General features: G+C 68.0%; 26 protein-coding genes and 1 tRNA gene. 17 read left to right on the top strand and 10 right to left on the bottom strand.

The features are described 5' to 3' along the window. Positions 1–389 precede the first annotated feature (389 nt). The 7 genes from AB0B28_RS16090 to AB0B28_RS16120 all read right to left on the bottom strand — a co-directional run bounded on the left by AB0B28_RS16090 (position 390) and on the right by AB0B28_RS16120 (position 7,028). Positions 390–1,343: a hypothetical protein gene (locus AB0B28_RS16090; protein ID WP_360121477.1), complete on the bottom strand. Its 954-nt coding sequence runs from the start codon at positions 1,341–1,343 to the stop codon at positions 390–392. Between the two features lie 343 nt (positions 1,344–1,686). Further along, the gene (locus AB0B28_RS16095) at positions 1,687–2,484 is read right to left on the bottom strand and encodes a DUF4097 family beta strand repeat-containing protein (protein ID WP_360121479.1); all 798 of its coding nucleotides are present in this window, start codon (positions 2,482–2,484) and stop codon (positions 1,687–1,689) included. Beyond that, positions 2,481–3,140 (bottom strand): response regulator transcription factor, encoded by a 660-nt coding sequence (locus tag AB0B28_RS16100; protein ID WP_360121481.1) that lies wholly within the window; start codon positions 3,138–3,140, stop codon positions 2,481–2,483. The genes AB0B28_RS16095 and AB0B28_RS16100 overlap by 4 nt, the downstream gene beginning before the upstream one ends. Then, positions 3,128–4,387: a sensor histidine kinase gene (locus AB0B28_RS16105; protein ID WP_360121483.1), complete on the bottom strand. Its 1,260-nt coding sequence runs from the start codon at positions 4,385–4,387 to the stop codon at positions 3,128–3,130. Before AB0B28_RS16105 ends, AB0B28_RS16100 begins: the two co-directional genes overlap by 13 nt. A gap of 104 nt (positions 4,388–4,491) precedes the next feature. After that, the gene (locus AB0B28_RS16110; protein WP_360121485.1) at positions 4,492–5,130 is read right to left on the bottom strand and encodes an excalibur calcium-binding domain-containing protein; all 639 of its coding nucleotides are present in this window, start codon (positions 5,128–5,130) and stop codon (positions 4,492–4,494) included. Between the two features lie 129 nt (positions 5,131–5,259). Further along, complete coding sequence (locus AB0B28_RS16115; RefSeq protein ID WP_360121486.1) at positions 5,260–5,910, bottom strand: response regulator transcription factor; 651 nt, start codon at positions 5,908–5,910, stop codon at positions 5,260–5,262. Continuing rightward, entirely contained in the window at positions 5,907–7,028 is a 1,122-nt protein-coding gene (locus tag AB0B28_RS16120) for a histidine kinase (RefSeq protein ID WP_360121488.1), read from the bottom strand. Before AB0B28_RS16120 ends, AB0B28_RS16115 begins: the two co-directional genes overlap by 4 nt. A 133-nt stretch (positions 7,029–7,161) precedes the next feature. Between AB0B28_RS16120 and AB0B28_RS16125 the strand changes: the two genes are divergently transcribed. Together AB0B28_RS16125 and AB0B28_RS16130 are read left to right on the top strand one after the other, a co-directional pair. Further along, entirely contained in the window at positions 7,162–7,917 is a 756-nt protein-coding gene (locus tag AB0B28_RS16125) for an ABC transporter ATP-binding protein (protein WP_360121490.1), read from the top strand. Further along, positions 7,914–8,666 carry an ABC transporter permease gene (locus AB0B28_RS16130; protein WP_360121492.1) on the top strand — a complete coding sequence of 251 codons (753 nt, stop codon included), beginning with the start codon at positions 7,914–7,916 and terminating at the stop codon, positions 8,664–8,666. The genes AB0B28_RS16125 and AB0B28_RS16130 overlap by 4 nt, the downstream gene beginning before the upstream one ends. Before the next feature lie 12 nt (positions 8,667–8,678). On the opposite strand, the gene AB0B28_RS16135 is transcribed toward AB0B28_RS16130, so the two are convergent. The 3 genes from AB0B28_RS16135 to AB0B28_RS16145 all read right to left on the bottom strand — a co-directional run bounded on the left by AB0B28_RS16135 (position 8,679) and on the right by AB0B28_RS16145 (position 10,374). Beyond that, positions 8,679–9,224: a hypothetical protein gene (locus tag AB0B28_RS16135; protein ID WP_360121494.1), complete on the bottom strand. Its 546-nt coding sequence runs from the start codon at positions 9,222–9,224 to the stop codon at positions 8,679–8,681. Positions 9,225–9,280: 56 nt separating this feature from the next. Continuing rightward, positions 9,281–9,354, bottom strand: a tRNA-Pro gene (locus AB0B28_RS16140). A gap of 123 nt (positions 9,355–9,477) precedes the next feature. Beyond that, the gene (locus tag AB0B28_RS16145; RefSeq protein WP_360121496.1) at positions 9,478–10,374 is read right to left on the bottom strand and encodes a metallophosphoesterase; all 897 of its coding nucleotides are present in this window, start codon (positions 10,372–10,374) and stop codon (positions 9,478–9,480) included. Positions 10,375–10,398: 24 nt separating this feature from the next. Between AB0B28_RS16145 and AB0B28_RS16150 the strand changes: the two genes are divergently transcribed. From AB0B28_RS16150 to AB0B28_RS16220, 15 genes are all read left to right on the top strand, one after another. Beyond that, positions 10,399–10,854, top strand: coding sequence for a GatB/YqeY domain-containing protein (locus AB0B28_RS16150; RefSeq protein ID WP_360121498.1), 456 nt, complete (start codon positions 10,399–10,401; stop codon positions 10,852–10,854). 203 nt (positions 10,855–11,057) lie between these two features. Continuing rightward, positions 11,058–12,692, top strand: coding sequence for a peptide chain release factor 3 (locus tag AB0B28_RS16155; RefSeq protein WP_360121500.1), 1,635 nt, complete (start codon positions 11,058–11,060; stop codon positions 12,690–12,692). After that, on the top strand, positions 12,692–13,555 hold the full coding sequence (gene rsmA, locus AB0B28_RS16160; RefSeq protein WP_360121502.1) for a 16S rRNA (adenine(1518)-N(6)/adenine(1519)-N(6))-dimethyltransferase RsmA: 864 nt from the start codon (positions 12,692–12,694) through the stop codon (positions 13,553–13,555). The genes AB0B28_RS16155 and rsmA overlap by 1 nt, the downstream gene beginning before the upstream one ends. Then, positions 13,556–14,488: a 4-(cytidine 5'-diphospho)-2-C-methyl-D-erythritol kinase gene (locus AB0B28_RS16165; protein ID WP_360121504.1), complete on the top strand. Its 933-nt coding sequence runs from the start codon at positions 13,556–13,558 to the stop codon at positions 14,486–14,488. Between the two features lie 197 nt (positions 14,489–14,685). Next, complete coding sequence (locus AB0B28_RS16170) at positions 14,686–15,108, top strand: YbaB/EbfC family nucleoid-associated protein (RefSeq protein WP_360121506.1); 423 nt, start codon at positions 14,686–14,688, stop codon at positions 15,106–15,108. Then, positions 15,105–15,443 (top strand): hypothetical protein, encoded by a 339-nt coding sequence (locus AB0B28_RS16175; protein WP_360121508.1) that lies wholly within the window; start codon positions 15,105–15,107, stop codon positions 15,441–15,443. Before AB0B28_RS16170 ends, AB0B28_RS16175 begins: the two co-directional genes overlap by 4 nt. A gap of 5 nt (positions 15,444–15,448) precedes the next feature. Then, positions 15,449–17,182 carry a hypothetical protein gene (locus tag AB0B28_RS16180; protein ID WP_360121510.1) on the top strand — a complete coding sequence of 578 codons (1,734 nt, stop codon included), beginning with the start codon at positions 15,449–15,451 and terminating at the stop codon, positions 17,180–17,182. A 310-nt stretch (positions 17,183–17,492) separates the two neighbouring features. Beyond that, complete coding sequence (locus AB0B28_RS16185; RefSeq protein WP_360121512.1) at positions 17,493–17,900, top strand: hypothetical protein; 408 nt, start codon at positions 17,493–17,495, stop codon at positions 17,898–17,900. Between the two features lie 3 nt (positions 17,901–17,903). Beyond that, positions 17,904–19,652, top strand: coding sequence for an alpha/beta hydrolase (locus tag AB0B28_RS16190; protein ID WP_360121514.1), 1,749 nt, complete (start codon positions 17,904–17,906; stop codon positions 19,650–19,652). A 14-nt stretch (positions 19,653–19,666) separates the two neighbouring features. Further along, positions 19,667–20,254, top strand: coding sequence for a hypothetical protein (locus AB0B28_RS16195; protein WP_360121516.1), 588 nt, complete (start codon positions 19,667–19,669; stop codon positions 20,252–20,254). A 645-nt stretch (positions 20,255–20,899) separates the two neighbouring features. Further along, positions 20,900–21,808, top strand: a complete 909-nt coding sequence (locus AB0B28_RS16200) for a hypothetical protein (protein ID WP_360121518.1) — start codon at positions 20,900–20,902, stop codon at positions 21,806–21,808. Then, positions 21,805–22,185 (top strand): hypothetical protein, encoded by a 381-nt coding sequence (locus tag AB0B28_RS16205; protein WP_360121520.1) that lies wholly within the window; start codon positions 21,805–21,807, stop codon positions 22,183–22,185. The genes AB0B28_RS16200 and AB0B28_RS16205 overlap by 4 nt, the downstream gene beginning before the upstream one ends. 345 nt (positions 22,186–22,530) lie before the next feature. Next, positions 22,531–23,592 (top strand): alanine racemase, encoded by a 1,062-nt coding sequence (locus AB0B28_RS16210; RefSeq protein ID WP_360121522.1) that lies wholly within the window; start codon positions 22,531–22,533, stop codon positions 23,590–23,592. 58 nt (positions 23,593–23,650) lie between these two features. Beyond that, complete coding sequence (locus AB0B28_RS16215) at positions 23,651–24,529, top strand: 3-keto-5-aminohexanoate cleavage protein (protein ID WP_360121524.1); 879 nt, start codon at positions 23,651–23,653, stop codon at positions 24,527–24,529. Further along, positions 24,526–26,124 carry a gamma-glutamyltransferase gene (locus AB0B28_RS16220; protein WP_360121526.1) on the top strand — a complete coding sequence of 533 codons (1,599 nt, stop codon included), beginning with the start codon at positions 24,526–24,528 and terminating at the stop codon, positions 26,122–26,124. Before AB0B28_RS16215 ends, AB0B28_RS16220 begins: the two co-directional genes overlap by 4 nt.

Here is a 26,124-nt window from a genome sequence, read left to right on the forward strand (position 1 = left end):
GCGGCAGGCGGCAGGCGGCAGGCGGCAGGCGGCAGGCGGCAGGCGGCAGGCGGCAGGCGGCAGGCGGCAGGCGGCAGGCGGCAGGCGGCAGCGAGAGAGTGTCGGTCCCTCGCGCGATGATTGATTCGGGGGCGACTGCGTCGCGACACGCCCGAGCGCGGGGTACGGCATCGCGAGGGTTCGCGGCGGGCGGCAACATCCCCAACCGCGAGCAGCGGATCCTCTCTCTCTCCCCCCCCCCGCCCACCCCCACCTCCTCCACCACCACCCATCCCACTGCGGCGCGACTACGCCACGCAGACCGTCCGCGTCGCGCCGCGGGGGGCTGGCTTTGGCTCGCGCCGGCTGCGAGCCAAGGCCGTCTAGGGTCGCCGCGCTGCGCCTGTGGGTTATCGCTGCATGGAGCTCACCTCCTTCGGTTCGGGGTGGTCGGGCGAGGTCGGTGTGGTCGGCGGGTCGGGGTCGGCTGCTTCGATTGCTGCTGCTACCGCGTCGATGCGGAGGCGGAAGGTCGGGTCGGCCGTGTTGGTGAGCTCTTCCAAGGTGGTGCCGCGGCGGTGTAGGGAGCGTTCGAGCCATTCCCTCCACTCCGGTCGCCGCTCGGCGGCCGCCACCGTTGCGGCTCGCCAGACTTGCATCGGCGAGCCCGAGATCGCGTAGCGCGGGTTCGGCTTCAGCGCTTCCGCCTCGGGCAGGAATGCCCGAATGCCGCCCTCCGTCCAGCCGCGCGAACGCAACAGCGGCTTCGTCACCCACACGGTCGTGTCCCCTTGGGCCACGAACTGCGGCCGACGCCGCACCGGCACCTCCGCCTCCGGCGCCGGATCAACCGGTGACCAGCCCGCCGAGCTTCGGATCTGCCCCGACTTCGGTTGCACCGATCGAGGTTTCGCCTCAGACTGCGGAGCGGGCTCGGCCGGCGGCACCTTCTGCGCCTGCCGAGATGCCACCTCGACCTGCTGCTCAGCATCGCTCGGCGCCTTCCCGCGCGCCACTCGAGGCGTCGGCCCGGCTTGCCCTCGCGGCTCCCGCAGAGGTTCCGGTCGCGCCGGTTCGGCTTGCGGCGGAGGGGTCTCGGGCGGAGGCACCAGGGCCGCGCTCATCGCATCAGCCAGCGGCGACATCGCTGCGATGCTCGCCGCCGCCACGTTCTGCGGTGACTCCCTGCCTGGGTTCGTTCCGTCGGTCGTCAGCGAAGCATTGCCCGCCGCCTCGGCTCGCACCGTCGTGGCTGCGCTCGCTTGCGGCGGCTCGGGTGCGTTGAAGGAATGGTTCAACCAGTCTGCGAAGTGCGACTGGAGTGGGCCGGTCGGGATGGTTTCGAACGGGAGTGCCTGCACCACGAATTCCGGTGTGGGCGAGTCGCTCGCGTTCTTATTCGTTCGGCGGCCCGGCCCCGCAGGGGCCGTTGCGCCAGGGTTGTGGGCGGTGGCTTTCGCCTTCGTCCGCCTCCGTGAACTGTCCGTTGGTTTCGTAGTGGCCATCGCACCGTCCGTTCGGTGATCACGCGCCGCCCGCTGGGGCCGCGCGCTCGCTATTCAATTTCTGCTGCGAAGGTATCGGCCGGGTACGACAGTTTTCGCCGAAAAAGCGCCCGATCGACCGAATGTGACCCGGTTCATGCGATTACGCGCAGACGGCGATGCCCGCGGCCGCTGTGCGGTCGCGGGCATCGGTGCACCGGAGTCAATCGGCGTATCGGACCTTGAGGTCGCCGACGCCGATCGTCACCTTGATGACGTAGTCGGCCTCCGCGGACGGGTCGGTGGCTATGTCGACGGCCGGGGTGCCGACACCACCGTCGAAGTCCACTTTGAACGTCGTGCCGTCGTTCGGGACGACGATCGTGACGTCCCCGGTGCCGACCTCGACGGTAATGTCGCCGTGGACTTCAGCGTAGGCGAGGTCGACGTTGCCGACACCCGTCTCGACCTCGGTTTCACCGGCGCGGAGGTTGTCTCCGCGCACATCGCCGCCGCCCGTCGAGACGTCGATCTCGCCGTCCAGGCCGTCGAGCTCGATCTCCCCCAGGTCGAGCTCGGCCTCGGCGTCCGTCCCACTCGGCAGGGCGAGCGCGTAGTGGATCAGGCAGTCGTCCAGGTCGATCCAGCTCACGTAGCCGTCCTCGCAGCCGCCCTCTGCGTTGAAGACGCTGCCGTGCCATTCTTCACTGATCTCGGGTGCGGTTCCGCGCCAATAGGTTCTGCGTTCGACCTCGAGTGCGGCGTCCCCCGCCGCGAGCTTGATGTCACCGACCTCCACGGTGACGTCGACGCGATCGACCTGCTGCGTGTACTCGGTGAAGTGGCGGGCGTCCTGCTCGGGCGAGGAGGCGACCCAGATCCAGGCGGCGCAGAGCGTCAGTCCGAAGAGGAGGAACGCGCCGGTGATGGAGCCGCCGACGATCCACCAGGCTCTGGTGGCCGAGGAGGTCCGTGTGCCGGTTTCGGGCGTTTCGGTCTGCTTCTGAGGGGTGTCGATCATGACCGGTCCTTTGCGTTTCCTTGCAGGAACTTGAGAATGGCGAGCACGCGGCGGTTGCCGGAGTCGCTGGGCGGGAGCCCGAGTTTGGAGAAGATGGAGTTGATGTGCTTGCTGATCGCGCCTTCGCTGAGGAACAGGACTTCGGCGATTCCCGCGTTCGAGCGGCCTTCGGCCATGTGCGACAAGACCTCTCGCTCCCTGGGAGTGAGGCGGTCGAGTTCGTCCCCGTTGCGCCGCACCAGAAGCTGGGAGATCACCTCGGGGTCGAGCGCGGTGCCGCCGCCCGCGACCCGCCGCAGCGAGTCGAGGAACTCGGCGACGTCGGCCACACGGTCCTTGAGCAGGTACCCGATGCCGCGCATCTGCCCGGTGAGCAGCTCGACCGCGTACCGTTCCTCGACGTACTGCGAGAGCATGAGGATCGCCAGGTCGGGGTAGCGGCGGCGCAGCACCAGCGCGGCTCGCACGCCTTCGTCGGACTGGTCGGGCGGCATCCGAACGTCGGCCACCACCAGGTCGGGCACGTCGCGTTCGACCGAACGGAGCAGGGCCTCGGCGTCGCCGACAGTGTCGATGACCTCGATGCCGCCCACTTCCATGAGCCTGGCGATCCCTTCCCGCAGCAGGACCGAGTCTTCGGCGATCACGACGCGCATGGCAGCTCCGCTTCGATGGTGGTGGGCCCGCCGAGCGGGCTGGAAAGATGGAAGGTGCCCTCGACCGAGCGGACCCGGTCGGCCAGGCCCTGAAGTCCGGTCCCGCGTTCGGGATCGGCCCCGCCGCGACCATCATCGGTGACGCGGAGGAGAAGGCGGCTCCCGCTGATCGTGATGTCCACTGTGGCGCTCTTGGCTCGGGAGTGCTTGGCCGCGTTCGTGAGCGCCTCGGAGACGACGAAGTAGGCCACGGCCTCGATGTCGCGGGCGACGCGCCGGTCCATGTCGACGCGCAGCCGCGTCGGGACGGGGGAACGGGCCGCGACCGCCGAGAGCGCGGCGTCCAGACCGCGGTCTTCGAGGACGGCCGGGTGCAGGCCGCGCACGAGGTCGCGCAGGTCGGTGAGCACCTGTTTGGCCTCTTCATGGGCCTCTTCGAGAGCTTTCGCACCGCCTTCGGGGAGGTCGGTGAGGGTGGCGCGGGCGATGCCGAGGTTCATCGCGAGCGAGGTGAGCCGCTGCTGCGCGCCGTCGTGGAGGTCGCGTTCGATACGGCGGCGCTCTGCGTCAGCCGCATCTACAGTGGATTCCCGGCTTGCCGCGAGATCGCTGACGCGCGCTTCGAGCGTCTCGGTTCGACTGGTGCCCAACAGAGCCCGCGCGAGGAGCGAGTCGATCTCGGCGAGGCCTCGGCCGAGCCACGGTGCACCGATCAAGACCAGGACGCCGACGCCGAGGAGCCACCAGTGTCGCGTCTCGAGACCGGAGCGCAGCCCCATGAGTGGGGCGGCCATCATCATCGGCCCCGCGGTCCAGGCGCCGATCGCGAAGAACGCCGCGATCGGGCTGTAGACCGCTGTGATCGCGTGGTAGGAGAGGTGCCGCCAGGTCCTGGGACGGCGCAGCACCTCCAGGAGTGCCTTGGGCGCGAGCGTGACCGGCCGCAACGGTGCCGTGTCCGGCCATTCGGCCCCGAGGAACGCGGTGTGGCGGGAACGCTGCACGAGAGTGAGCGCGCCGCTCAAGGCGAAGATCGCCGCGCCCGCGCCGAGCGGAATGATCACGGTCAGCGCCCCGGCGACCGCCGCCATGGCGAGGATGATGAGAATGAATCCACTGAGGAGGCCGATGATCGATCCGGTGACCAGATGCATGAGTGCCCGCCAGGAGGCCCCGGCCCAGAATCCCCGCAGAGCGATGAGGGGAGCCTGGCGCCATCGGGGCGTCGGCGTCGCTGTGATGTCCATGCTTGAACAGTAATTTCACCGGCACCGAGCCGCATTGTCGCCAGGTCCCGACCTGGGGTGAGGATAACTTCACCCCAGGAAGGGACCCAGGCTGGCGGGACGTGCTATTCGCAGCCGACGCCGTCACCGTCGCGGTCCAGATGTTTGGCGTAGCCGGGCTGACCTGCGTAGATCGGCGCCGCCCCCGCGGCGCGGACCGCGTCGCAGTTCTTGTAGTAGACGGACGATTCGCTCTCGTCGTCTCCGGAGCTCCCGCCGCTGTCGCCGCCGCTGCTGCCACCGGAGTCACCGCTGCTGCCGCTGTCGCCGCCGGAGCCGGGTTTGGACTCGCAGGCCTTGCCGTCGCCGTCCCGGTCGAGCCCGGAGCGGTAGCCGGGATCGTTCCTGGAGAGCGGGGCCGCGCCCGCATCCCATGCGGCGGTGCAGTTCTCGTAGTAGACGGTCACCACCGCCTCCGAGGTGGCGGCCTCGGTCGAAGGCGGAGGAGGGGGCGGTGCGGACGTCGAAGGCTCGGCCGCCTCGGTCGGCGTGGGCGACTCGGTCGGGGAGGGGGAGACCGAGGGCGAAGGGGACTCGGAGGTCTCGGTCGCCGACGGCTCCTCTATGGACGACGGGGGTTCATCGTCATCACCGCCGAGGTTCGCCGCGATGCCGGCACAGCACAGCAACGGGACCGCGAGGATGGATATGACGATGCTTTTTTCCAGTTTGGACAACTCTGTCCAACTCTTGGTCGCGGCCACGGGAACTCCTGCGGGCGATGGGGGTTGATGGGTAGAAGCAGGCTATGCCCGCTCGCGCTCGCAGCCCATCCCCTGCGCGGTCGACCGACTACCAGCCGTTAGGTCCTCGCCCGATCGGGTGACGTCCGCTCAGTTCAACAGTCCATGGTGGAGTGCTCTGAGGACCGCCCTGGTGCGATCTCGGGTGCCGAGCTTCATGAGCACGTTCGAAACGTGGTTCTTGACCGTTCCCTCGGCGAGCACCAGCGATTCGGCGATCTCGCGGTTGCTCAGGCCGGCGGCCAAGAGCCGCAACACGTCCCGCTCGCGATCGGTCAGCGGCGAGACCGGCAGGTCCGGGTGCTCCGGCGCGGGGGCCTCGCCTTCGCGGAGCGCGCGCAGGAGCCGGTCGGTGATCGCCGGGCGCATCAGCGTCCCTCCCCCGGCGAGCGTTTCGACCGCGTCGACGAGTTCGTGCAGCGTCACGTCCTTGAGCAGGTACCCGCGGGCCCCGGCCCGCAGCGCGGCGAGCACCAGCTCGTCGTCGTCGAACGTGGTCAACACCAGCACCGGGACGTCGATCTCCCTGTCACGCAACGTCTGCAACGCCCAAATCCCGTCATGGCGGGGCATCCGCAGGTCCAGCAGCACCACATCGGGCTCATGTTCGACGATCGCCTCGACCGCCGCCTGGCCGTCGTCGGCCTCGGCCACGACCTCGATGCCCCCGTTGAGATCGAGGAGACGGCGAATGCCGTGCCGCACCAGATGCTGATCGTCCACAAGGCACACACGGATCATCGGACCGGCACCTCCGCCCGCACCCGGAACCCGTCCTCACCGGAGAACGCCACGTTCCCGCCGTGCGACTCCAGCCGCTCGGCCATCCCCCGAAGCCCGTTGCCCGCCTTGAAGTCACGAGCGCCGCGCCCGTCGTCCCGGGAGGCGAACACGACCCGGTCCCCCGCCGCGTCGACCTCGATCCACAGGTTCTCGGCCTCGGCGTGCCGGATCGTGTTCGTCACGATCTCCTGGACGCAGCGCACCAGCGTGGTCGCGGCCGCCGCGTCGACCTCGATCGCCTCGTCCACCCGCAGATGCACCGCAGGCTCAGGCAGGTCGGCCACGAGATCCTCCAGCGTCTCGCGCAGCCGCGGCCCCTCATGGCGCAGCTCGCCCACCGCCGAGCGCACGTCCGCGAGCAGCCCACGCGTGACCTCCCGAGCCCGGCGCACCGGCTCGGCCGCCTCCCCTGTCGCCTGGTGCGAAGCGATCTCAAGCTCCAAAGCGAGCACCGTCAACTGGTGCCCGACCAGGTCGTGCAACTCCCGGGAGATCCGCAGCCGCTCCTCGGTGCGGCTTGACTCGGCCAGCAGGACCGAAGCGGCGCGCAGCCGCACGTTCGCCTCCGCGATCCGCTTGTGCGACTCCACGTCCCGCAGATGCGCGATCACCCCGAACACGCTGGCGCTCTGCAACATCAAGTACAGGCCCGCGACCATGACGACCTCGAACGCCCGCTCAGCGACCATCGCCGTGGCCGCCCCGACCACCACCGTGTTCACGCAGATCAGCGCCACCACCGCACGCATGGACAGCGAGTACGCGCTCACCGCGACCGTGAACACCAGCAGGATCGGGGTCCACCCGCCCGAAGGCGCGGTCAGGACCAGCGCGGGCGCGAGCACGCTCTGCGCCGCCACTGCCGACAGCACCACCGGCCGGGGCGCGAGGTCCAGGCACCACATGGCAACGCTGAACGCGACGAAGAACGCCGCGAACAGGACCAGCCACCACCCGGTCGCAATGACCGGCAGCCGCCCGCCCTCGGCGTGCACGACCACGGCCGGGACGGCCACCGACAGGCAGGCGAGGGACACGAACGCCCCGCCCAGGATCTGCATCGTCAGTCGTCGCACGCGACCAGCATAAGCCCTGATCACGGGCCGCGCCCGTGCCGGAAGTCATGGCCTGCGGTCATGACCTCTCGCACGCGCGCGAGGCCCCCTCACGGCCGTACGGTCGGGTTCTGCCGATTCAGAAGGAGACGATGTGCCCGCCATCGAAGCGCGCGGACTGCGCAAACGCTACGGCGACACGACCGCCGTCGACGGCCTCGACCTCACCGTCGAGACCGGGGAGATCTTCGGCATTCTCGGCCGCAACGGGGCCGGGAAGTCGACCACGGTCGAGATCATCGCGGGCCTGCGCCGGCCCGACGCCGGGGAGGTGACCGTGCTCGGCCTCGACCCCTGGAAGGACCGCGCGCGGCTGCGGCAGGTCCTCGGCGTCCAGCTCCAGGAGACGGCCGTGCACGCCGCGCTCCAGGTGAGGGAGCTCGTCAGGCTCCACCGCTCCTTCCACCGCGACGGCGCCGACCCCGACGAGCTGATCGAGCGCGTCGGCCTCACCGCTTCGGCCAAGAAACGATTCGAGCACCTCTCGGGCGGGCAGCAGCAGCGGCTGTCGATTGCGCTCGCCCTGGTCGGGAAGCCGCGCGCGGTGATCCTCGACGAGCTCACCACCGGCCTCGACCCCGAGGCGCGGCGCCAGATGTGGGCCACTGTGGAGGAACTGCGGGACGAGGGCACCACGATCGTGCTGGTCAGCCACAACATGGACGAGGTCCGGCGCCTGTGCGACCACGTCGCGATCCTCGATCGCGGCCGCGTGGTGGCCGTCGACAAGCCCGCGGGCCTGATCGAGGCGGCTGGAACGGATCAGGACGACGCCGGCGAGTCGGAGGCCTTCGAAGCGGCCTTCTTCGCGCTCACCGGCAGCAAGCTCGAAGGCGAGGAACCGCGATGACCCACATCGAGATCCACCGGCCCGGCCCCCGCGCCTGGGCGACCCTCATCGTGTGCGAGTCCAAAATGGTCATCCGGGACACGGCCGGTCTGCTCATCCCCCTCGGCCTGCCGCTGCTCATCCTGGTCATGAACGGCCTCAACACCACAGGTCAGGCACCAGAGGTGTTCGAACGGTACGTGATGCCGCTGGTGCTCACCATCGTCATCGCCACCGTCGGCGTGGTCAACATGCCGAGCTTCCTGGCCTACTATCGACGCCTGAAGATCCTGCGGCGCTTGGCCGTCACGCCCGCCAACCCGGCGATGGTGCTGGCCGCGCAGATGATCGTCGGCCTCGCGCAATGCCTGGTGGGCATCGTCATCGGCGTGACCGTCGCCGTGACGCTGTTCGGCGCCGGGCTCCCCGCGAACCTCGGCACCGCGATCGCGGTGCTCGGCCTCGCGACCCTCGCGATGTTCGCCGTCGGCGCCCTCGTCGCCGCCGTCGCCCCGACCGGCAACGCGGCCGTCGCCATCGGCCTGACGCTCTTCTTCGCGTTGGGCGCCACCGGAGGCATGTTCGGCTCCACCGAGAACCTCCCTTCAGGACTCGCCACGGTCGGCGAGGCCCTGCCCTTCGGCGCGGCCGTCCAGGCCATCGGCGACGCATGGACCGGCGCGCCCACCGACCCCGCTCACCTCATCGCCCTGGCGATCGCCTTCGTGGTGAGCGCTCTGGGCGCGGTGGCGCTGTTCCGCTGGGACTGAACCAGAAAGGCGTCAAAGCCGCGCGCGCTTCGATCGGCGCTGCGCGGCTTTGACGCGTTCGAGCGCCACGATCACGAACACCGCGATCCACCATGGAGCGACCAGGACGTAGACGGGGAACAGCGCCTCGACGTTCGAAGGCATCAATGCCTCCTGCAACGGCTCGACGAGCACGAACGCGAGCGCCCAAACCCCACCGCACAGCAACGCGATATAGGCCTGGCGCGGCACGTAGTACTCGCGCATGCGCTGCCGCACTTCGGCTTTGAATTCAGCGTCGCCGCGCCAGGCCTGCCACACCACGAACCGGCGGCTCTCGCCCTGAGCGGCCGCGAACGCGCCCACCTCGTTGTCGATCACCCGCTGCCGCAGCTCCGCCTCCGTGCGAGGCGTCGTGTCCGGTTCGGTGACGTTGAAGAACATCCCCCGCCGCCGGGCCACCTCGAACTTCAAGTCATCGAGCTTCACACTCGGCAGGATGAACCCGCGATACATCATGGTCAGCGCCCCGGCCAGCCATAGGACGATTCCCGCCATGATGACTACGATCTCGATCACGTCACGCGTCCCGTCAAGAGAACGAAAAAAGGGGCCTCGCGGCCCCTTTTCATCTGTCGGGTTGACAGGATTTGAACCTGCGACCCCCTCGTCCCGAACGAGGTGCGCTACCAAGCTGCGCCACAACCCGATGTTCTGTTGGCTGCGCACGCTGGGCGTCCGCATCGGGGGAAATCGTACCCGAGGCCGGGGCCGCTCGTCGAACGGGGTCGGGGCGCTCCGGGCCCGGTCACACCCGGGCCCGGAGTCGCGCCTAGTACGTGGCCGGGACGAACGTGAGGAGGCTGGCCTCGGGCGCGCAGGCGAAGCGCACGGGCGCGTACGGGCTGGTGCCCAGGCCCGCCGAAACGTGCAGCCACATGTCGTGCCACGGGTGGAGGCCCTTGACGCGTTCGCGGTCGATGCCGCAGTTGGTCACCAGAGCGCCGTAGCCGGGCACGCAGACCTGGCCGCCGTGGGTGTGGCCGGCGGCCACGAAGTCGTAGCCGTCGCGGGCGAACTCGTCGAGCACGCGCGGCTCGGGCGAGTGGGTGAGGCCGATCGAGAGGTCGGCGCCGCTGGGGACCGGGCCGGCCACCAGCTCGTAGTCGTCGAGGTCGAAGTGCGGGTCGTCGACGCCCGCGAAGTGGACGTCGAGCCCGGCCACGACCTGGTCGGCGGCGTGGTTGTTGAGGTCGAGCCAGCCGCCGTCGGTGAGGACCTTGCGCAGTTCCTCGGTGGGCAGCGGCTCGCCGTACTTGTGCTCGTGGTTCGGGTTGAAGTACTGCAACGGGTTCTTGAACACCGGCGCGTAGTAGTCGTTCGAGCCGAACACGAACGCCCCGGGCGCCTTGAACAGCGGCCGGAGGGTCTTGGCGACCAGGTCCACCGCGTCGGGGTGGGCCAGGTTGTCCCCGGTGAGGAGGACGAGGTCGGGATCGAGCGCGGACAGGGACGCGACCCAGTGGGCCTTGCGCACCTGCCCGGGCGTCATGTGCAGGTCGGAGATGTGCAGGACCCGGATCGGCTCGGCGCCCTCGGGCAGCGCCGGCACGGCGAAGTGCCGGAGCGTGTACTGGACGCGCTCGTATAGAGAGGCGTAGGCGAGCGCCAGCGCCCCGGCGCCGACCCCGATCCCGGCTGCTGCGGCTAGTCCACGGCTGATCTTCATACCCCAACGGTAGATTGTCGAATTATGAGTGAGCTGAAGACCCAGTTGGAAACCGATATGCGAACCGCGCTCAAGGCCCGGGACAAGGTGACCTTGGGCACGCTGCGGATGGTGCTCACTGCGGTCAAGAATGAAGAAGTCGCTGGTAAGACCCCTCGCGAGCTCGATGACGCGGCTGTGGTGAAGGTCTTGGTGAAGCAGGCCAAGCAGCGGCGCGAAGCGGCCGAGGCGTTCCGCGCGGGCGGGAGGGAGGAGTCGGCGGACGCCGAGTTGGCCGAGGAGGCCGTGATCAAGCGGTACCTGCCGACCGAGTTGACCGAGGCCGAGGTCGCGCAGTTGGTGCGCGAGGCGATCGAGGCGGGCGGCTTCGCCGGGCCGAAGGACATGGGCAAGGTCATGAAGGCGATCGGCCCGAAGACGGCCGGGCGCGCGGACGGGAAGATGGTCGCGGGGATCGTGAAGGCCGAGCTGGGCGGGTAGTCGCGCGAGCCGTATGGGGTGAGTAAGGCTGACGGCCGTCCCTAGCCCCCACCCACCCAAAGGGGACCGACGAACGTAGCGCCATATTCCCGCCGGGGTACGACAAAAAACCACCCCTTACGGTCCGAAACGGGACGTGGGATTGCTCACGACTATCGTTGATGGTCGGGCCCGTACCAATCTCGTCACACGTTGAGGAATCCATGTCCAGCCACATCGCGGCCGAGGCCGCGCGCCGCCGCACCTTCGCGGTGATCTCGCACCCCGACGCCGGCAAATCGACCATCACCGAGGCCCTGGCCCTCTACGGTCAGGCCATCGCGTCGGCGGGCGCCGTGCACGGCAAGGGCGACCGCAAGGGCGTCGTCTCGGACTGGATGTCCATGGAGCAGGACCGCGGCATCTCCATCACCTCCGCGGCCCTCCAGTTCGAGTACCGCGGCTGCGTCGTCAACCTCCTCGACACGCCCGGCCACGCCGACTTCTCCGAGGACACCTACCGCGTCCTGACCGCCGTCGACGCGGCCGTGATGCTCCTCGACGCCGCGAAGGGCCTGGAGCCGCAGACCCTCAAGCTCTTCGAGGTCTGCCGGGCGCGGCGCATCCCGGTGATCACGTTCATCAACAAATGGGACCGGCCCGCGAAGGACGCGCTCGAGCTCATCGAGGAGATCGAGACCCGCATCGGCATCAAGCCGACCCCCGTGACCTGGCCCGTCGGCGAGGGCGGCGAGTTCCGCGGCGTCATCGAGCGCATCGGGTTCAAGGACGAGGACGGCGAGGGCCGCCGCATCGCGGGCCCGCAGGTCCCTGGCATGGTCCGCTACGAGCGCTCTCCGGGCGGCCAGCACCTCGCCACCGCCGAGTTCCTCAGCGAGGACGCGGCCAAGGCGCAGTTCGGGCCCGAGTACGAGCGCGCCCAGGAGGAGTCCGAGCTGCTCAGCGAGGTCGAGGCCGACTTCGACGCGAAGACGTTCGAGGCCGGGCACACCACGCCGACCCTGTTCGGGGCGGCGCTGGTCCACTTCGGGGTCGGGCAGCTGCTCGACCTGCTGGTCGACATCGCGCCTGCGCCGTTCGCGCGCGAGGACGCCGCCGGGGCCTCCCGCGACCTCGACGCGGGCTTCTCGGGTTTCGTGTTCAAGTCCCAAGCGAACATGAACGCCTCGCACCGCGACCAGCTGGCGTTCATCCGCGTCTGCTCGGGCAAGTTCGAGCGGGGCATGCAGGTCACGCAGGCCCAGGGCAAGCGCACCATGTCCACCAAGTACGCCCAGACGATGTTCGGGGCCTCCCGCGACACCGTCGAGGAGGCCTGGCCCGGCGACATCGTGGGCCTGGTCAACGCCACCGGCCTGTCGGTGGGCGACACGATCTACACCGGCAAGGCCGTCGAGTACCCGCCGCTGCCCGCGTTCGCGCCCGAGCACTTCGGGGCGCTCCAGATGCACGACACCTCCAAGGCCAAGCGGTTCCGACGCGGGATCGCCCAGCTCGACGCCGAGGGCGTCGTCCAGGTCCTCTACTCCGAGCGCCGCGGCGACGCCACGCCCGTGCTCGCCGCCGTCGGCCCCCTCCAGTTCGAGGTCACCACGGCCCGGTTGCGGGCCGAGTTCGACGTGCCCGCCACCATCGACAACCTGCCCTACCAGCTCGCGCGCCTCACCGACGCCGAAGGCGCGGCCCGCCTGCGCACCGCGCCGGGCGTCGAGGTCTTCACCCGCCCCCGAGACGGCGCGTACCTGGTGGCGCTGCCGAACAAGTACCGCATCCAGACGATCGTCAACGACTACCCCGGCCTGGTCCTCCAGCCGCTGCTCGCGGGGGGCCAGGGCTGATGGCGCGGCTGCTGACCTCGAAGGACATCCGGTCCCTGTCGCGCGGGCTCGCGATCTCGCCCACCAAGAAGTGGGGCCAGAACTTCGTCGTGGACGCGAATACGGTGCGCCGCATCGCCGCCGCCGCGAAGCTCGAATCCGACGACGTGGTGATGGAGGTCGGCCCGGGCCTGGGTTCCCTCACGCTGGCGCTCATCGAGATCGCCCGGCGCGTGATCGCCGTCGAGATCGACCCGAAGCTGGCGCTCGCGCTGCCCACGACCGTGGCGCACCGCGCGCCCGAAGAGCACCAGCGGCTCACCGTCGTCGAGGCCGACGCCGCGCGCATCGCCGCTGACCAGCTGCCCGAGCCGCCCACGGCGCTCGTGGCGAACCTGCCGTACAACGTGGCCGTCCCGGTGGTCCTGCACGCCCTGGAGACCTTCCCGAGCCTCCAGAAGGGCCTGGTGATGGTCCAGGCCGAGGTCGGCGACCGCCTGACGGCCGGTCCCGGTTCCAAGATCTACGGCGCGCCGAGCGTCAAGATGGCCTGGTACGCGAAGGCGAGCCGGGCCGGTTCGGTCTCGGCGAACGTGTTCTGGCCGGTGCCGAACGTCGCCAGCGGCCTGGTCCGGTTCGAGCGCATCCAGAGCCCTGACGCCGACCGCGTCCAGGTCTTCGGCGCCGTGGACGCCGCGTTCGGGCAGCGGCGCAAGATGCTGCGGCAGTCGCTCAAGTCCTGGGCGGGCGACGAGGTCGACGCGGTGCTCGATCGGGCGGGGATCGAACCCACGAGGCGGGGTGAGTCGTTGGACATCACAGAGTTCATCGCCCTCGCCGACGCCAGAGGGGGCGGGACCGCACCGCGAGCCCAGGAGGCCTGAATGACCGGACAGACCGCGCCCTTGAACGGCGGCGACGCGATCAGCGTCGACGTGCCCGCCAAGATCAACCCGCACCTGGGGGTCGGGGACCCGCGCGCCGACGGATACCACGCACTGTCCACGGTGTACCAGTCGATCTCGCTGTACGACACCGTCACCGCCGAGCGGCTCGGTGAGCCGGGCATCAAGATCACGATCTCCGGCGAGGGCGCGGCGACGCTGCCGAAGGGCGAGGAGAACCTCGCCCACAAGGCCGCCAAGCTCATCGCGCTGTACGCGGGGATCGAACCCGACGTCAAGCTGCACCTGAACAAGCGCATCCCGGTCGCGGGGGGCCTCGCGGGGGGCTCGGCCGACGCCGCCGGGGCGCTCATCGCCTGCGCGCGTTTGTGGGACGTCGAGATCGGCGACGCCGAACTCCACCGCCTCGCCGCCGGGCTCGGCTCCGACGTCCCGTTCTGCATCAAGGGCGGCACCGCCGTCGGCTCGGGACGCGGCGAAGAACTGTCCCCTGTGGACACCAAGGGGTCGTGGCACTGGGTCGTGGCCACCACCGACACGCAGATCTCGACCCCCGAGTGCTACAAGGAGGTCGACCGCCTCCGCGAGGACGGCATCGGCCGCTACTCAAGTGACGTCACGGGAATCGTCCAGGCCTTCGAAACCGGTGCGGCCGCAGACGAACTCGCCCGCCTCCTGATCAACGACATGGAGGCCGCGGCGGTGAGCCTGCGCCCCGAACTGGCCTCGCTCATGCACGGCGGCCTCGAAGAAGGGGCCCTCGCCGCCCACGTCTCCGGCTCGGGCCCAACGGTGCTCTTCCTCGCCACCGACGTCAAACACTCGGTGGCCCTGGCCCGCCGCATCAGAATGCGAGGCGGCGCCCGCAGCGTCCACCTCGCCCACGGCCCGGTGAAGGGCCCCGCCGCCTGACTCCGGGCGGCCGCCTCGGCATTGATCCATTAGGGATGCTTCCGGCGCGGTAGGCAACGGCCCCTTGCATACCGGCCGCGAGTTCGCGCGACCGGTGCGAGGGGGGCCGTGACTGTGTGAACTGTGACGGTGGCAGAACCGTGTCACAATTGTGTAGTCCTCTCAATACCCGGCTGAAGCGTGAGGAAACGCAACACATGAGCACCCCATCGCACCGGCAAGACGGCCCGAACGATGCCGGCGGCCGCCCCTCTGCGAAAACCGACATCCGCGGCTTCATGGAGGGCTTCCAGCAGCGGATGAGCACCCTCCAGGAGCGTGCCGCCGACTCCGCGACCCGGGTCTCGGCGATCAAGGCGACCGTTGTCAGCGACGACGAGGAGATCAGCGTGACCGTCGGCGCCTCGGGCGAACTCCTCGACATCCAATTCGGACGGTCGATGCGGCAGGCCTCCCCCGAGTGGATGACCCAGATCGCGCGGGAGACCTACCGGCGCGCTCGCGAGGAAGCGGGCGAGCAGGTCAAAGAGGTCATGTCCGAGACGATGGGCGCCGACTCGACCGCGATGCGGGTGTTCACCGACGCCGCCGCGGCCAAGAGCGAAGCGAGCGACCGATGACCACGAAGATGGGCAGGGGACGGATCTCCGCCGACACGGACGGGATCCGCAAGATCGCCACGGCGACGCGCGGCGACGTCAGCGACCCGCTGCAAGACGTCGCGCAAGCCGCCGTCAGTTCGATGCTGAGCGACCAGAACGCGTTCAGCGAATACCTGGCGGGCGTCATCCCGCCCGCGATCGAACAGTTCGACAAGACCGCCGAAACGGCGCTGCTGGCGGCCGCGGACTTCGCCGACGCGCTCGCCAAGGCCCTTGAGGACACGAGCGATTCCTATGAGGCCTCCGACAAGGCGGCCTCCGATGACCTGACCGCGCTGACCGGGGAGCTCTGAGCGACATGGGGTTGTTCGATGCGGCCGGAAACCTGATCGAGAGCGGCTATGACGCGGTCGCCGACGGTGTCGAGGCCGTCGGCGACGCCGCCCGGGACTTCGGCGACGACGTGGGCTCGGCCGTGGGGACCGTCGCGGGAACCGCGCTCGGCGGCCCGCTCGGCGGCATGGTCGGCGGGGCCGTGGGAGACGTGGTCGGCGGCGCCGCGGGCGCAGTGGTCGACGTCGCCTCCTCGGCGGGCGCCGCCGCGCTGCGCACCACCGGAGACGTCGTCTCCGGCATCTACGACGGCCTCCAATGGGCGACGGACGGCGCGATCGACGCCATCGGCGATGTGATCAGCATGGCCATCGACGTCTTCCTGTTCGTCCCCGGCCAGATCATCGGCTACCTGGACTCCATCAAGGAGCTCCAGTCGCCGATCGACCTGCTCCAGTGCGACGCCGACGCGATCAAGCAGTTGATCGAGGACTGGAAGAAGATCGGCACGGAGCTGACGAACATCGGCAACGCCCTCGAAAGCGGGTCCGGCAGCTCGAACGACTGCTGGGAGGGCGACGCCGGCGACACGTTCCGCGACATCGCGAGCGCCTTCGCCGACTCGCTGCTCAAGGCCGGGGGGCTCGCCACCGGCGCCTCGGGCACGATCGACGCCATCGCTCAGATCGTCGCCGAGGGTCGCGCCGAGGTGCTCGAGAAGATCGCCGACACCGTCGAGACCTGCTCGTGGATCATGGCCGGCGCGCTCCAGTTCGCCGTCGCCTTCCCGTTGGCGATCCCGTTGGCCATCAACGAGATCAACAGCCGTGCCAACGAGGCCTACAGCGAGGTCGAGGCGCGGCTGGGCCAGCTCGAATCCGATGTCAGTGCGGCGCTGGGGGATCTGGCCGAGCTCGAGAACGGGTTCTCCGAACTCGAGGGTGTCTGGACGCAATCGGCCGAGAACATCCGCAACGCGGGTGCGAGGGGTGACGGCACGGGCAGCGACAAGAAGGGCAGCACTGACACCGGCGGTGGCGGCGGGTCCAGCGGTGGTGGATCCAGTGGCGGCGGTGGCAGTCCCAGCGGCGGTGGCGGCGGCAGCCCCAGCGGCGGTGGCGGCCAGCCCGAGGAGGAACCGAAGGAGGAGGAGCCGAAGGAGGAAGTCGACGACTCCGAGACCGCGGTGACCGACATGCCCGACGGTTCCAAGGTGCTGGACCCGTATCTGGTCGCGACCATTCCCGAGGAGGAGTGGCAGGCGATGGCCGAGGCCATCCCGCCCGAGAAGTGGGAGGAGATCGCCGCGAACGACCCGGAGTCGATCCCGCCGGAGCTGGCGAAGTTCGCGCCCGACCACCTCAAGGACAAGTTCCCCAGCAACGCCCCCGACTGGAAGCCCCCGGTCGATGAGAACGGCGACCCGAAACCGGTGGGCGCCAACATCCCCGCCGACCTCGTCCAGTACATGACCCCGGGCATGGAACAAGCCATTGAGGACTATGACGCCGAAGCGGGCAAGGAAGCCTGGGAGCAGCAGAACCTGGACGAGGAACAACTACTGCGCCGCGACCTCGAAGCGGCCGAGACCGACGCCGAGAAGGTGGCGATCCACGAACGCCTCGACGACCTTCACCAGCAACAGGAAGCCGAAGCAGAGGCCACAACACAGACCACCGAAGCGGAATCGAAGCAACCGGACGCCTCCGCAGAAACCGACGAAGCCACGAAGGACGACTACGAAAACGCCCTCGGCTGACCCCCCGACACGCCTCGTGCTCGCCTGCGAAGAACGCAGCCGGGCACGAGCCGAACTCCTTACAGGTCAAGCGATCCCCCTCGCCCAGGAAGCACCGCAGGCGACGGCGTTGATGCACAATTGCAGGTCGCCCGCTGCCGACACGACAACCGGATCGCGAGTACACCACCGACTGCGGAGCGTGGCTATGCTGAGGGCGCAAACCCAAGCAAGCCACTCGAAAGGCACGATTCCATGCCCCGATCCTCCTCTCGCCATGGCCGCTGTCTGCGATTTGTCGGCCGATTTACTTGCAGCGCAGGGGTTCACGGTGGGTGACTTCAGCATCTCGGCCGATCAGGTCCGAGCCGGCGTCGAGCTGCTGTTCTCCGCTTCCGAGGCGATCTACAACGCGATGAACTCCCTGGCCTCGGACACCGGAGGCCTCGAAGGCAGCGCCGAGGCGGCCGCATTCGCCGGGATCGCCGAATGCATTCAGGCGTCGCAGATCTGGGAGTCGGAGTACATCGCGTTGCACCGCTTGGACATCGAGGACGCGGCGATGTCGGCCGCGGTGTCCGCCGAAAGCAGCGAAGAGGTCGACACCTACGTCTCCTCGATGTTCGACCAGTACGCGGATTCGTACTTCCCCGACGGACGCAACGCCCCGGCCCCTGAACGCCCGGCCCCGAACCCGTCAGTGGTGATGCCACGTGACGGCGAAAGCGTGGCGATGTAGCTGATGGGCATCACGTATGAAGACCTGAGCGGTGCCGACTTCGCGCGGCTTGAGACCGTCGGCGAGTCCTGGATGAAGCTCTACCAGGTGCTTGAGGAGCAGGCGGCGGAGTTGATCGGCATAAAGGACAAGGACGATGCCGCGTTCGGCATCGACAATTGGGACGGCCAGTCGGGCGAGGCGGCCCGCGAACGCTTGCGCGACATCGTGTTCGGGATCGACGAACGTTCGGCGGCGGCCAGGCGGGTGTCGGTGGCGATCACGGTCGCGGTGGAGGAGTTCATTGCCGCGCAGGCTGAGTTGAACGACATCATCGGCGGGATCGACCCGGCGCGAGCGACGTTGACGGCGACGGGCTCGCTCATCCCCAACACCGCTACCGGGACTGAGAACATCTACTACGCCGAGGGCTTGAGTAGCCGCATCGCGGCCGTGCTGGAGCAGGCGACGCAGGCCGATGACGACCTGAAGGCCGCCATCGGCACCTGGGCCGAAACGTTCAGCGAGTCCGAACGCCTTGCCATGATCAGCCAGGCGAGCGACGAAGCCGAAGAGCTGCAAGAACTCCTCGATTCTGGTGCCACTCCGGAACAGATCAACGACTGGTGGAACGGCCTCTCAGAGTCGGAGCGCCTGGGCATACTCGAAGGCAACCCCGCCCTCATCGCAAGTGTGGACGGCATCCCAACAGACACCAGAGATGCCGCCAACCGGAGCCTCCTAGAGACACAACTCAACCGCTACAGCCCCACCCTCGACTCCGACATCGCCGACCTCGAAGCGCAGCTCGCGGAAATGGAAGCCAACGGCGAGCGCTACGACTACAGCGGGAACCTCAGCGTCCCGATGAACTCCCCCGAGTACGCCGCGCTGTCAGCCCAACTGGAGGAGCTGAAAGCGGAGCGCGACGACCGCGATGCCCTGACGAACCTCCAGGATGCGATCGCGGGCCCGGCCTCAACCGGCCAGGAACATTACCTGCTCCACTTTGATACGGAAGACGATGGAGGGGCGATCGTTTCAATCGGCAATCCCGATACCGCCACTAACACAGGGATCTTCGTGCCGGGCACATACTCTGCGCTCGACAACTTCGGAGATCTCGGCGGGGCATTGGGCCGGGCCGATGCTATGGCTGACGACGCGAAGACATTCGGCGTCCCAGGCGAAGAGACGGCGATGATCGCTTGGCTCGACTACGACTCACCGCAGTCAGCCAGTCCGCTCGAAGCCTTTGAGGGCGATTCGTGGGATCTGAGCAAGCTCGCTCCCGAGGCCGGTGACGGCAAAGCAGCGGAAGATGGAGCGCAGACGCTCAACCAGTTCATCAACGGGCTCGACGCCACCCATCGCGATGGTGGCGCCAACACCACCATCGCTGGACACTCCTACGGCGGGCTACTGGTCGGCGAAGCCGCACAGGACCCGAACACTGGAGCAGACCAGCTCATCGGCATCGCAGCCCCCGGATTCGGCGTCGACCGCGCTGATGAACTCGCTATCGATGAAGAGAACGTGTGGGCGACGATGGCCGAAGGTGATGCCATCGCCTTCCCAGCAGGTGAGTCCGTCATCCACGGGAACGACCCAACAGGCGAGAACTTCGGGAGCAACGTGTTCACCAGTACCCCCAGCGGCGCGAGCGGAGGAGAAATCCACGGCGGCTACTGGGATGACGAAAATGCAGCACGCAAGAACATGGCACTAATCATTACCGGTCAACCCAGCAAGGTTGACCAGGCGAGCGAGTAGAGATGAAGCGATCAATGTTTTTCGTCGTCGTTCTGACGATGATGCTTGTTGGAGGATGCATGGACAACGGCGGTGAAGTCGAGACGCCCCCGGAACGCGAATTCGACCAGTCGACGGCATGGAGTCGCATGGAAGAGGCCGTAGCCGAAGCAATTGACGGTGTTCCGGACTTCCCTGGATTCGAGGAACGCCGGCTGCTCGAACTCGCCTGCACTCACAATGGGGCGGTCGATGAGGAGTACACGAAACTTGAACTGACCTACGTGTTCAGCGCTGAAGACTCCGAAACTAACCTTGTCCGCGAGGAGTATGTCGAACTGCTTCGATCGCGTTGGGTTGAAGCCGGGTACGACGTCCATCGTGATGAGTCGTATGGCAAGGATCCAATCTTCCACGAAGTTGAAGCGACACGGCCGGACGGCATCAACTACTGGCTCGTCGCGGCAAACTATGTCTCACTGAAGGTTCAATCTGGCTGCGTAAAGAAGGCGAGCTCCGACGAGTGCCCGCCGCCGCTCGGCAATGTCCCCCCAGACAACGACCTTGCGGGCCGCCAGAACTGCGCCCGAAATTACGACGAACCAGCCGAAGAAACCAAGTGATTGCCCGCCAGTCACAGCGGCCGCCCTGGGCTGTGGTCGTTGCCGTGGCTTTGCTCGGGGTTTACAGCGTTGTAGCAGTTGCGGCGAACGCGGCCACTCTCTTTCCGTCATGTGCGCAAACCGGAGAGCACTGCGATGGCATGGAAGGGATCGCAGAGCTGGCCTTCACCGATGGAGTACTCGGATCGGTGCTCCTCGGACTGTGTGCGTGGAATATCTGGCGACAGCGGAGGTCGGCCTGGATCTTGGCATTCATCTACTTCGCGTTTGCAGGGTGTTGGACAGTGACCGCATTCGGGCCCGATGTCAGCCAGTACCGAATGGTATGGACCGACATTCCCTTCGCCTTGAATGCCATCATCCCCGTTTTCCTACTCCTGCCGCCTGTGGTGCGGTGGTGCTTCCCTAGACGCGAGCGTGGTGGGGGTGGGGTGTTAGTTGACAGTAGGGGGTTTGTGCGTCATCATCGGCGTATGCCTGCGTTTTTGCAAGGGGGGCAGGTTGTTACGTTTCGAACGGAGATTTTTACGAAGCAGCCAGTTTGTATTGATGCCTTTAGATAGGCGAGAATTTTAACGCCGCCCGGTGGTCCAGGACTACCAATCATGTGTCCACCGGGCGGCCAACAACAGAAGGAGTACTTCCGTGTCGTCCACGACGATACGCCATTCCGGCGTACCTGAAAACAGCGATTCCCGTGATTCCGACCTGACCGCCAAATGGCGCTCCCGCCTGCGGGATCACCTCGACGAATCTTCCGAGCCCGACCACCTGCGCCACCAGCCCGGCGACGACTGGATCGTGGACCACAACCGCCCCCACGACCCCCTCGACCCCGGCCCCTACGGTTCACCCGGCTGGTACCCCGACACCCGAACCGGCCGCCACCGTCGCGACGAACTCCCCGACCCGCTCCCGGCCGACCACCACACCGAACCGGCTGCACCGCAACAGACCCGGCCAGAACGAACCAACCACCGCGACAACGACCCGCCCTCCCCCGCACCCCGAACCACCCGCCAGCCCCGCACCGGCCGCGACCCCGAACGGGCCGAAACGCGGGACCGCCGCCGAAGCGATGCTTCCGGCCGCACCTTCCCCGACGGCACCGCGCACCGCTTCTCGAACCTGCGCGAGCAGGCCTTCGACCGGTTCATGATCGAATCGGCCGAACTCCGAGCCGCCCACTTCGAACCCGCGACGCCCTACCTCCGCGAACGCGCACTCCGGATGCTCCGCTGCTTCCTGACGATCCTCACCTGCGGCATCGTCCCCATGCCCCGGCCACTGACCGGCTGCGCAAAACGAAAGGAAACCCCAGCACCGCAACGGCTCCCGAAACAGACCAGCTCCACACCACTGGCGCGAACCACCATGGCCGCCGCGCTCAGCGGAGCCCGCGCCGCCCGCGCCATCATCAAAACCCGCGACCCACACTGGCGCACCGTGCCGCGCCAACACCGTCCCCGCCCGACCTACCAACCAAACGCATACATCACCGCCTGGGAACAGGCCTTCGACAACACCACCCTCACCCTCGGCGGTGCCGCATGATCGAGCGCTACACGACCCGACGCATCCGCAGCCGCTACCTCCAAGCCCTGCAATCGATCCCGCTGCCAGTCCGCCGCACCGAACCGCCCGACGCCGTCCTACCCATCGACCTTGCAGGACTCCCCATCCTCGCAACCGAACTCATCGACTACCGCCCCATACGGTTCTCGCTGGTCGTCGGCCAAGCCCGCTTCCGCCTCACCTTCAAGGAAACCGAACCAACGCTCATCGGCCACGTGATCGCCCTGGGCACCCCCGACCCGCGCCTGATCATCTCCGAACCCCTCCACACCGAATGGGCCCTGGCCCACGAGCAACCACTCACCGAAGCAGCCCAACGACTCTGGACCAACACCACCCGAACCTGCGAACGCTGAAACCACCAAGGCCGGTCCGCACAACAGCGGACCGGCCTTCCGTTTCCGACGCAGCGTTTCGGGGACACATGACAGTCGAAATCTCCCCTATGCTCGGGCCTGTCGCCAAAATTTCTCAGCGTCGCATGCTTGACACCGTGAGTGATCCTCCCATACTCTGCCAATGGTCGCATTTCCTCGCATAAGCCGAGGCAAGCGCGATCCACCCCGAGGCGACACGCGCCTCCGCGCAACGAAAGGAGCTCGCCGACATGCGTTGCATCAGCACCATCGACTAAATCCCTCAAATGAGCCGGGCAGCGGGTCGACCGCTGCCCGGTCCCACTGACACCCCTCGAGGATGAAGTGAACGCAGGCCGCAGAGACACACCCGTTGTCCGCATCAGTCAGCCCCGTCTCGACACCAACGTCCGGCACATCCAGCACGAGGCCACCCTGCGAGGCGTCGCGCTCCGAGTCCACACCAAAGGGCACCGGACAATCCCGATCGCCAAGCTGCAAGCGCAGGCCGGAGCCGTCGGCATCATCACCCAGACCACCACCGAATCCGCCGCCTATCTCGACGCGGGCATCCGCGACATCGTGATCGCCCGCCCCCGCCTCGATCAGTGGCGCCTACCGGTCTTCGCCCGATTCGCCGCCGAATCGGCTGCACGGGAACCGGAATCGCAGATCACCGTCCAAGTCTCCAATGAGGACGACGTCACCGGACTCTCGGCGGAGGCGACCGCGGCAGGAGCAGAACTCGACCTGCGGATCGACGTGAGCTTCGGCCCCGACCGGGGCATCAACCCCGCGAGCGTCCGAGCGCTCGCCGAGCGCATCGCCGACGCCAAAGCGGTCCGGCTCGACGGCATCACCGGATACACGAGTCTTCACTCACCCGACGACCTGAAGCACCGCGAGCCGCGCGTCCGGGAGATCGCAAGCGAACTCGTCGGCCTCGCCCAGATGATCCGCGATGACGGCATCGCCTGCCCCACCGTGGCCGTCAACGGCACCCCCGGGATACTCGCTGCGGCTGAAACGCCCGGAGTCACCGAGATCTGCACTGGCGCAACGGCGTTGTACGACGCCGGATTCGCATCCGCAGGCGTTTGCGACTTCGGGGACGTCGCAATATCGGTGCGCGCCACCGTGGTCCGCGCACATGGAGGACGCGTCGAGACCGACGCCGACGAACTCCTGACTGGTGCAAGTCATGAATGGGCACCGGACCTGGTCGCGACCATGGCCGACGGCCGCGCGCTCGACTCCGCCGACGTCCGCGAAGGCGACATCGTCGAACTGATCCCCGCGCACATCTGCCCGTTCATCCTCAACGGCCCCGAATTCCACGTCATCGACGCCGACGGCGACACCGTCGCGCACTGGGCTCCCGCGTTGCTTCCCGAAGCCCGCCACTGAACACGAACCGACCCGAGGAGCACCTCGCTGCTCCGCAACCCCCGCGAAGGAAACCGACATGACCATGCCGGACAAGTTCATCGCCAATCTCTGTCCCACCGGGATGATCCCCAGGAAGGCGAAAGTTCCCGACGTTCCCACCACACCCGAGGAGATCGCCGCGGACGTCCGCCGCTGCCGCGACGCCGGCGCGTCCATGGTCCACCTCCACGCTCGCGACGACGACGAAGAGCCCACTTGGCGCAAGGAAGTCTTCGCCGAGATCTGCGAAGCGGTCGTCGCCGAAGCCCCCGACATGATCCTCGTGGTCACCACCAGCGGACGGAACTGGAACGACTTCGCACGACGCAGCGAGTCGCTGTCGATCACCGGAGCAGCGAAGCCCGAGTTGGCCTCGCTTACGCTCGGCTCGATGAACTTCCCCACCGGACCCTCGATCAACAGTCCGGAAATGATCGAGCAGCTCGCGACCACCATGCGCGACAACGGCATCACACCCGAGCTCGAAGTGTTCGACGTGGGCATGGTGAACTACGCCAACCACCTCATCGCCAAGGGCGTCCTCACCGGCCCCCACTACTTCAACATCCTCCTGGGCTCACGCGGCACCGCCGACGTCAGCGCGGCCAACGCCGCGGCCTGCCTTGCCTCACTCCCCAGTGAATCGACCTGGGCGTTCGCCGGGATCGGGCGATTCCAGACCGCCGCGAACACACTCGCGCTCTCGCTGGGAGGCCATGTGCGAGTCGGCCTCGAGGACAACCCGTACTACGACTGGCGCGACCGCTCGCCCGCCACGAACCCACGCCTGGTCGAGCGCATCGTCCGCATCGCGGCCGAACTCGGCCGCGAACCGGCGACCCCGGAGGAAGCACGCCAGATCATCGGCCTCAAGCCCGTGCAGCGCAACACGACAGCCGGAATGGACGCGCGATGACGAACGTGATGCGCGCCCGGCGACAGTGGGGCCGCGACCACATGGTCTCCACCGCCAGCACCCCCGCCACCCTTGCGGCACTGGCGATCCTCGACGAGGGCGGGAACGCCTTCGACGCCGCGATCGGCATCTCGGCAGTGCTCACCGTGAACCAGCCGATGGCCTGCGGTCCGGCCGGTGACGCCGCGATCGTGTGCCACAGCGCCGACTCCGCCTCCCCGGTCTCGCTCACCGCCTTGGGCAGAGCGCCGATGGCGACCACACCTGAAGCGCTGCGGGACTCGGGACATGCCACGGTCCCCTCGACAGGACCATTGTCCATCTCCACCCCGGCGCTCACCGACGCCTGGTTCGCTCTTCACGAACGCTACGGCAGGCTCGGCATGGAGCGCATCCTCGCGCCGGCCGTCGAACTCGCCGAGAGCGGCACGACCATCACCGGACAGGACGCGCGCTGGGCGCAGGTGAGCTTGGAAGTGCTGCGGCAGCCGCACTTCAAAGACCTTTTCGGAGCGTACGCATCGCCTTCAGCACCGGGTTCGGTGCTGCGGCAGCCCGGCTTGGCCCGGCTGCTCCGACTCGTCATCGAGCACAATGGACGTCCCGAGCGGTTCCGCGCGATCCTCGGTGAAGCGGTGGAGTCGGCCTGCACAAGCGAAGGCGCCCTCATCCGGGCGCAGGACTGCCTCGCCGACCACGCCGTCTTCGAACCGGCCGCCACCACCTCGATCGGCGACTGGACCATCGCCACCACCCCCGCTCCGACCCAGGGGCCGGTGCTGCTTCAGAACCTCGCCCTCTACGCCCGGCTCGCCTCGGACACCCCACTGGACTCGGCCGCCGGCATCCACATGCTGGCCGAGATCGCCAACCAGACCTACGGATACCGCCTCGAAACCCTCGGCGATCCTGAGGCCCCGCCCGCGACCGACGCTCTGGCACCAGCCGTCCTGGAACGACTGGCCGCCAACGTGAACGACGCCAAGACCAGCCCGCCCACCTGCCTCGGCAAGTACTCCCAGGGCGACACCACCCACTTCGCGGTGCTCGACTCGGACGGCAACGGCGTCAGCTGGGTGCAGAGCCTCGGACTCGGATTCGGGTCCGGGGTCGGCGTTCCCGAATTCGACATGCTGCTGTGCAACCGCCTCGGCCGCAGTGCGACCCTGGACGACGGCGATCCGAACCGACTCAGTCCGGGAAGACGGCCGGTGAACACGATCCTGCCGTGGGCGGTCACCGAGCTGGAAGGCCTTCGCTGGCTCGGAGGCACCCCCGGCGGCGACGGGCAGACGCAATGGAACGCCCAGGTCGTCCTCGGTCTGCTTCTGGAGCAGTTGAACCCGCTCCAAGCACTCGCACGTCCACGATGGACCTACTATCCGGGCGCCGACAAGGCCGAGGCCGCCATGGGACTGCAACTGCGAGTCGACGCCAACATGAGCGACGCCGTGATCGAAGAACTCCGCGGCTTCGGATACGACGTGGTTCCCAAGCCGAGCGTGGGCGGTGTCATGAGGATCCTGGAGCGAGCGGACGGACACCACTTCGGACTCGACGACGGCCGACATGAAGGACTGACCGCAGGACGATGA

This window comes from Glycomyces sp. NPDC046736, assembly GCF_040645615.1.
In the GTDB taxonomy this organism is placed as follows: domain Bacteria; phylum Actinomycetota; class Actinomycetes; order Mycobacteriales; family Micromonosporaceae; genus Glycomyces.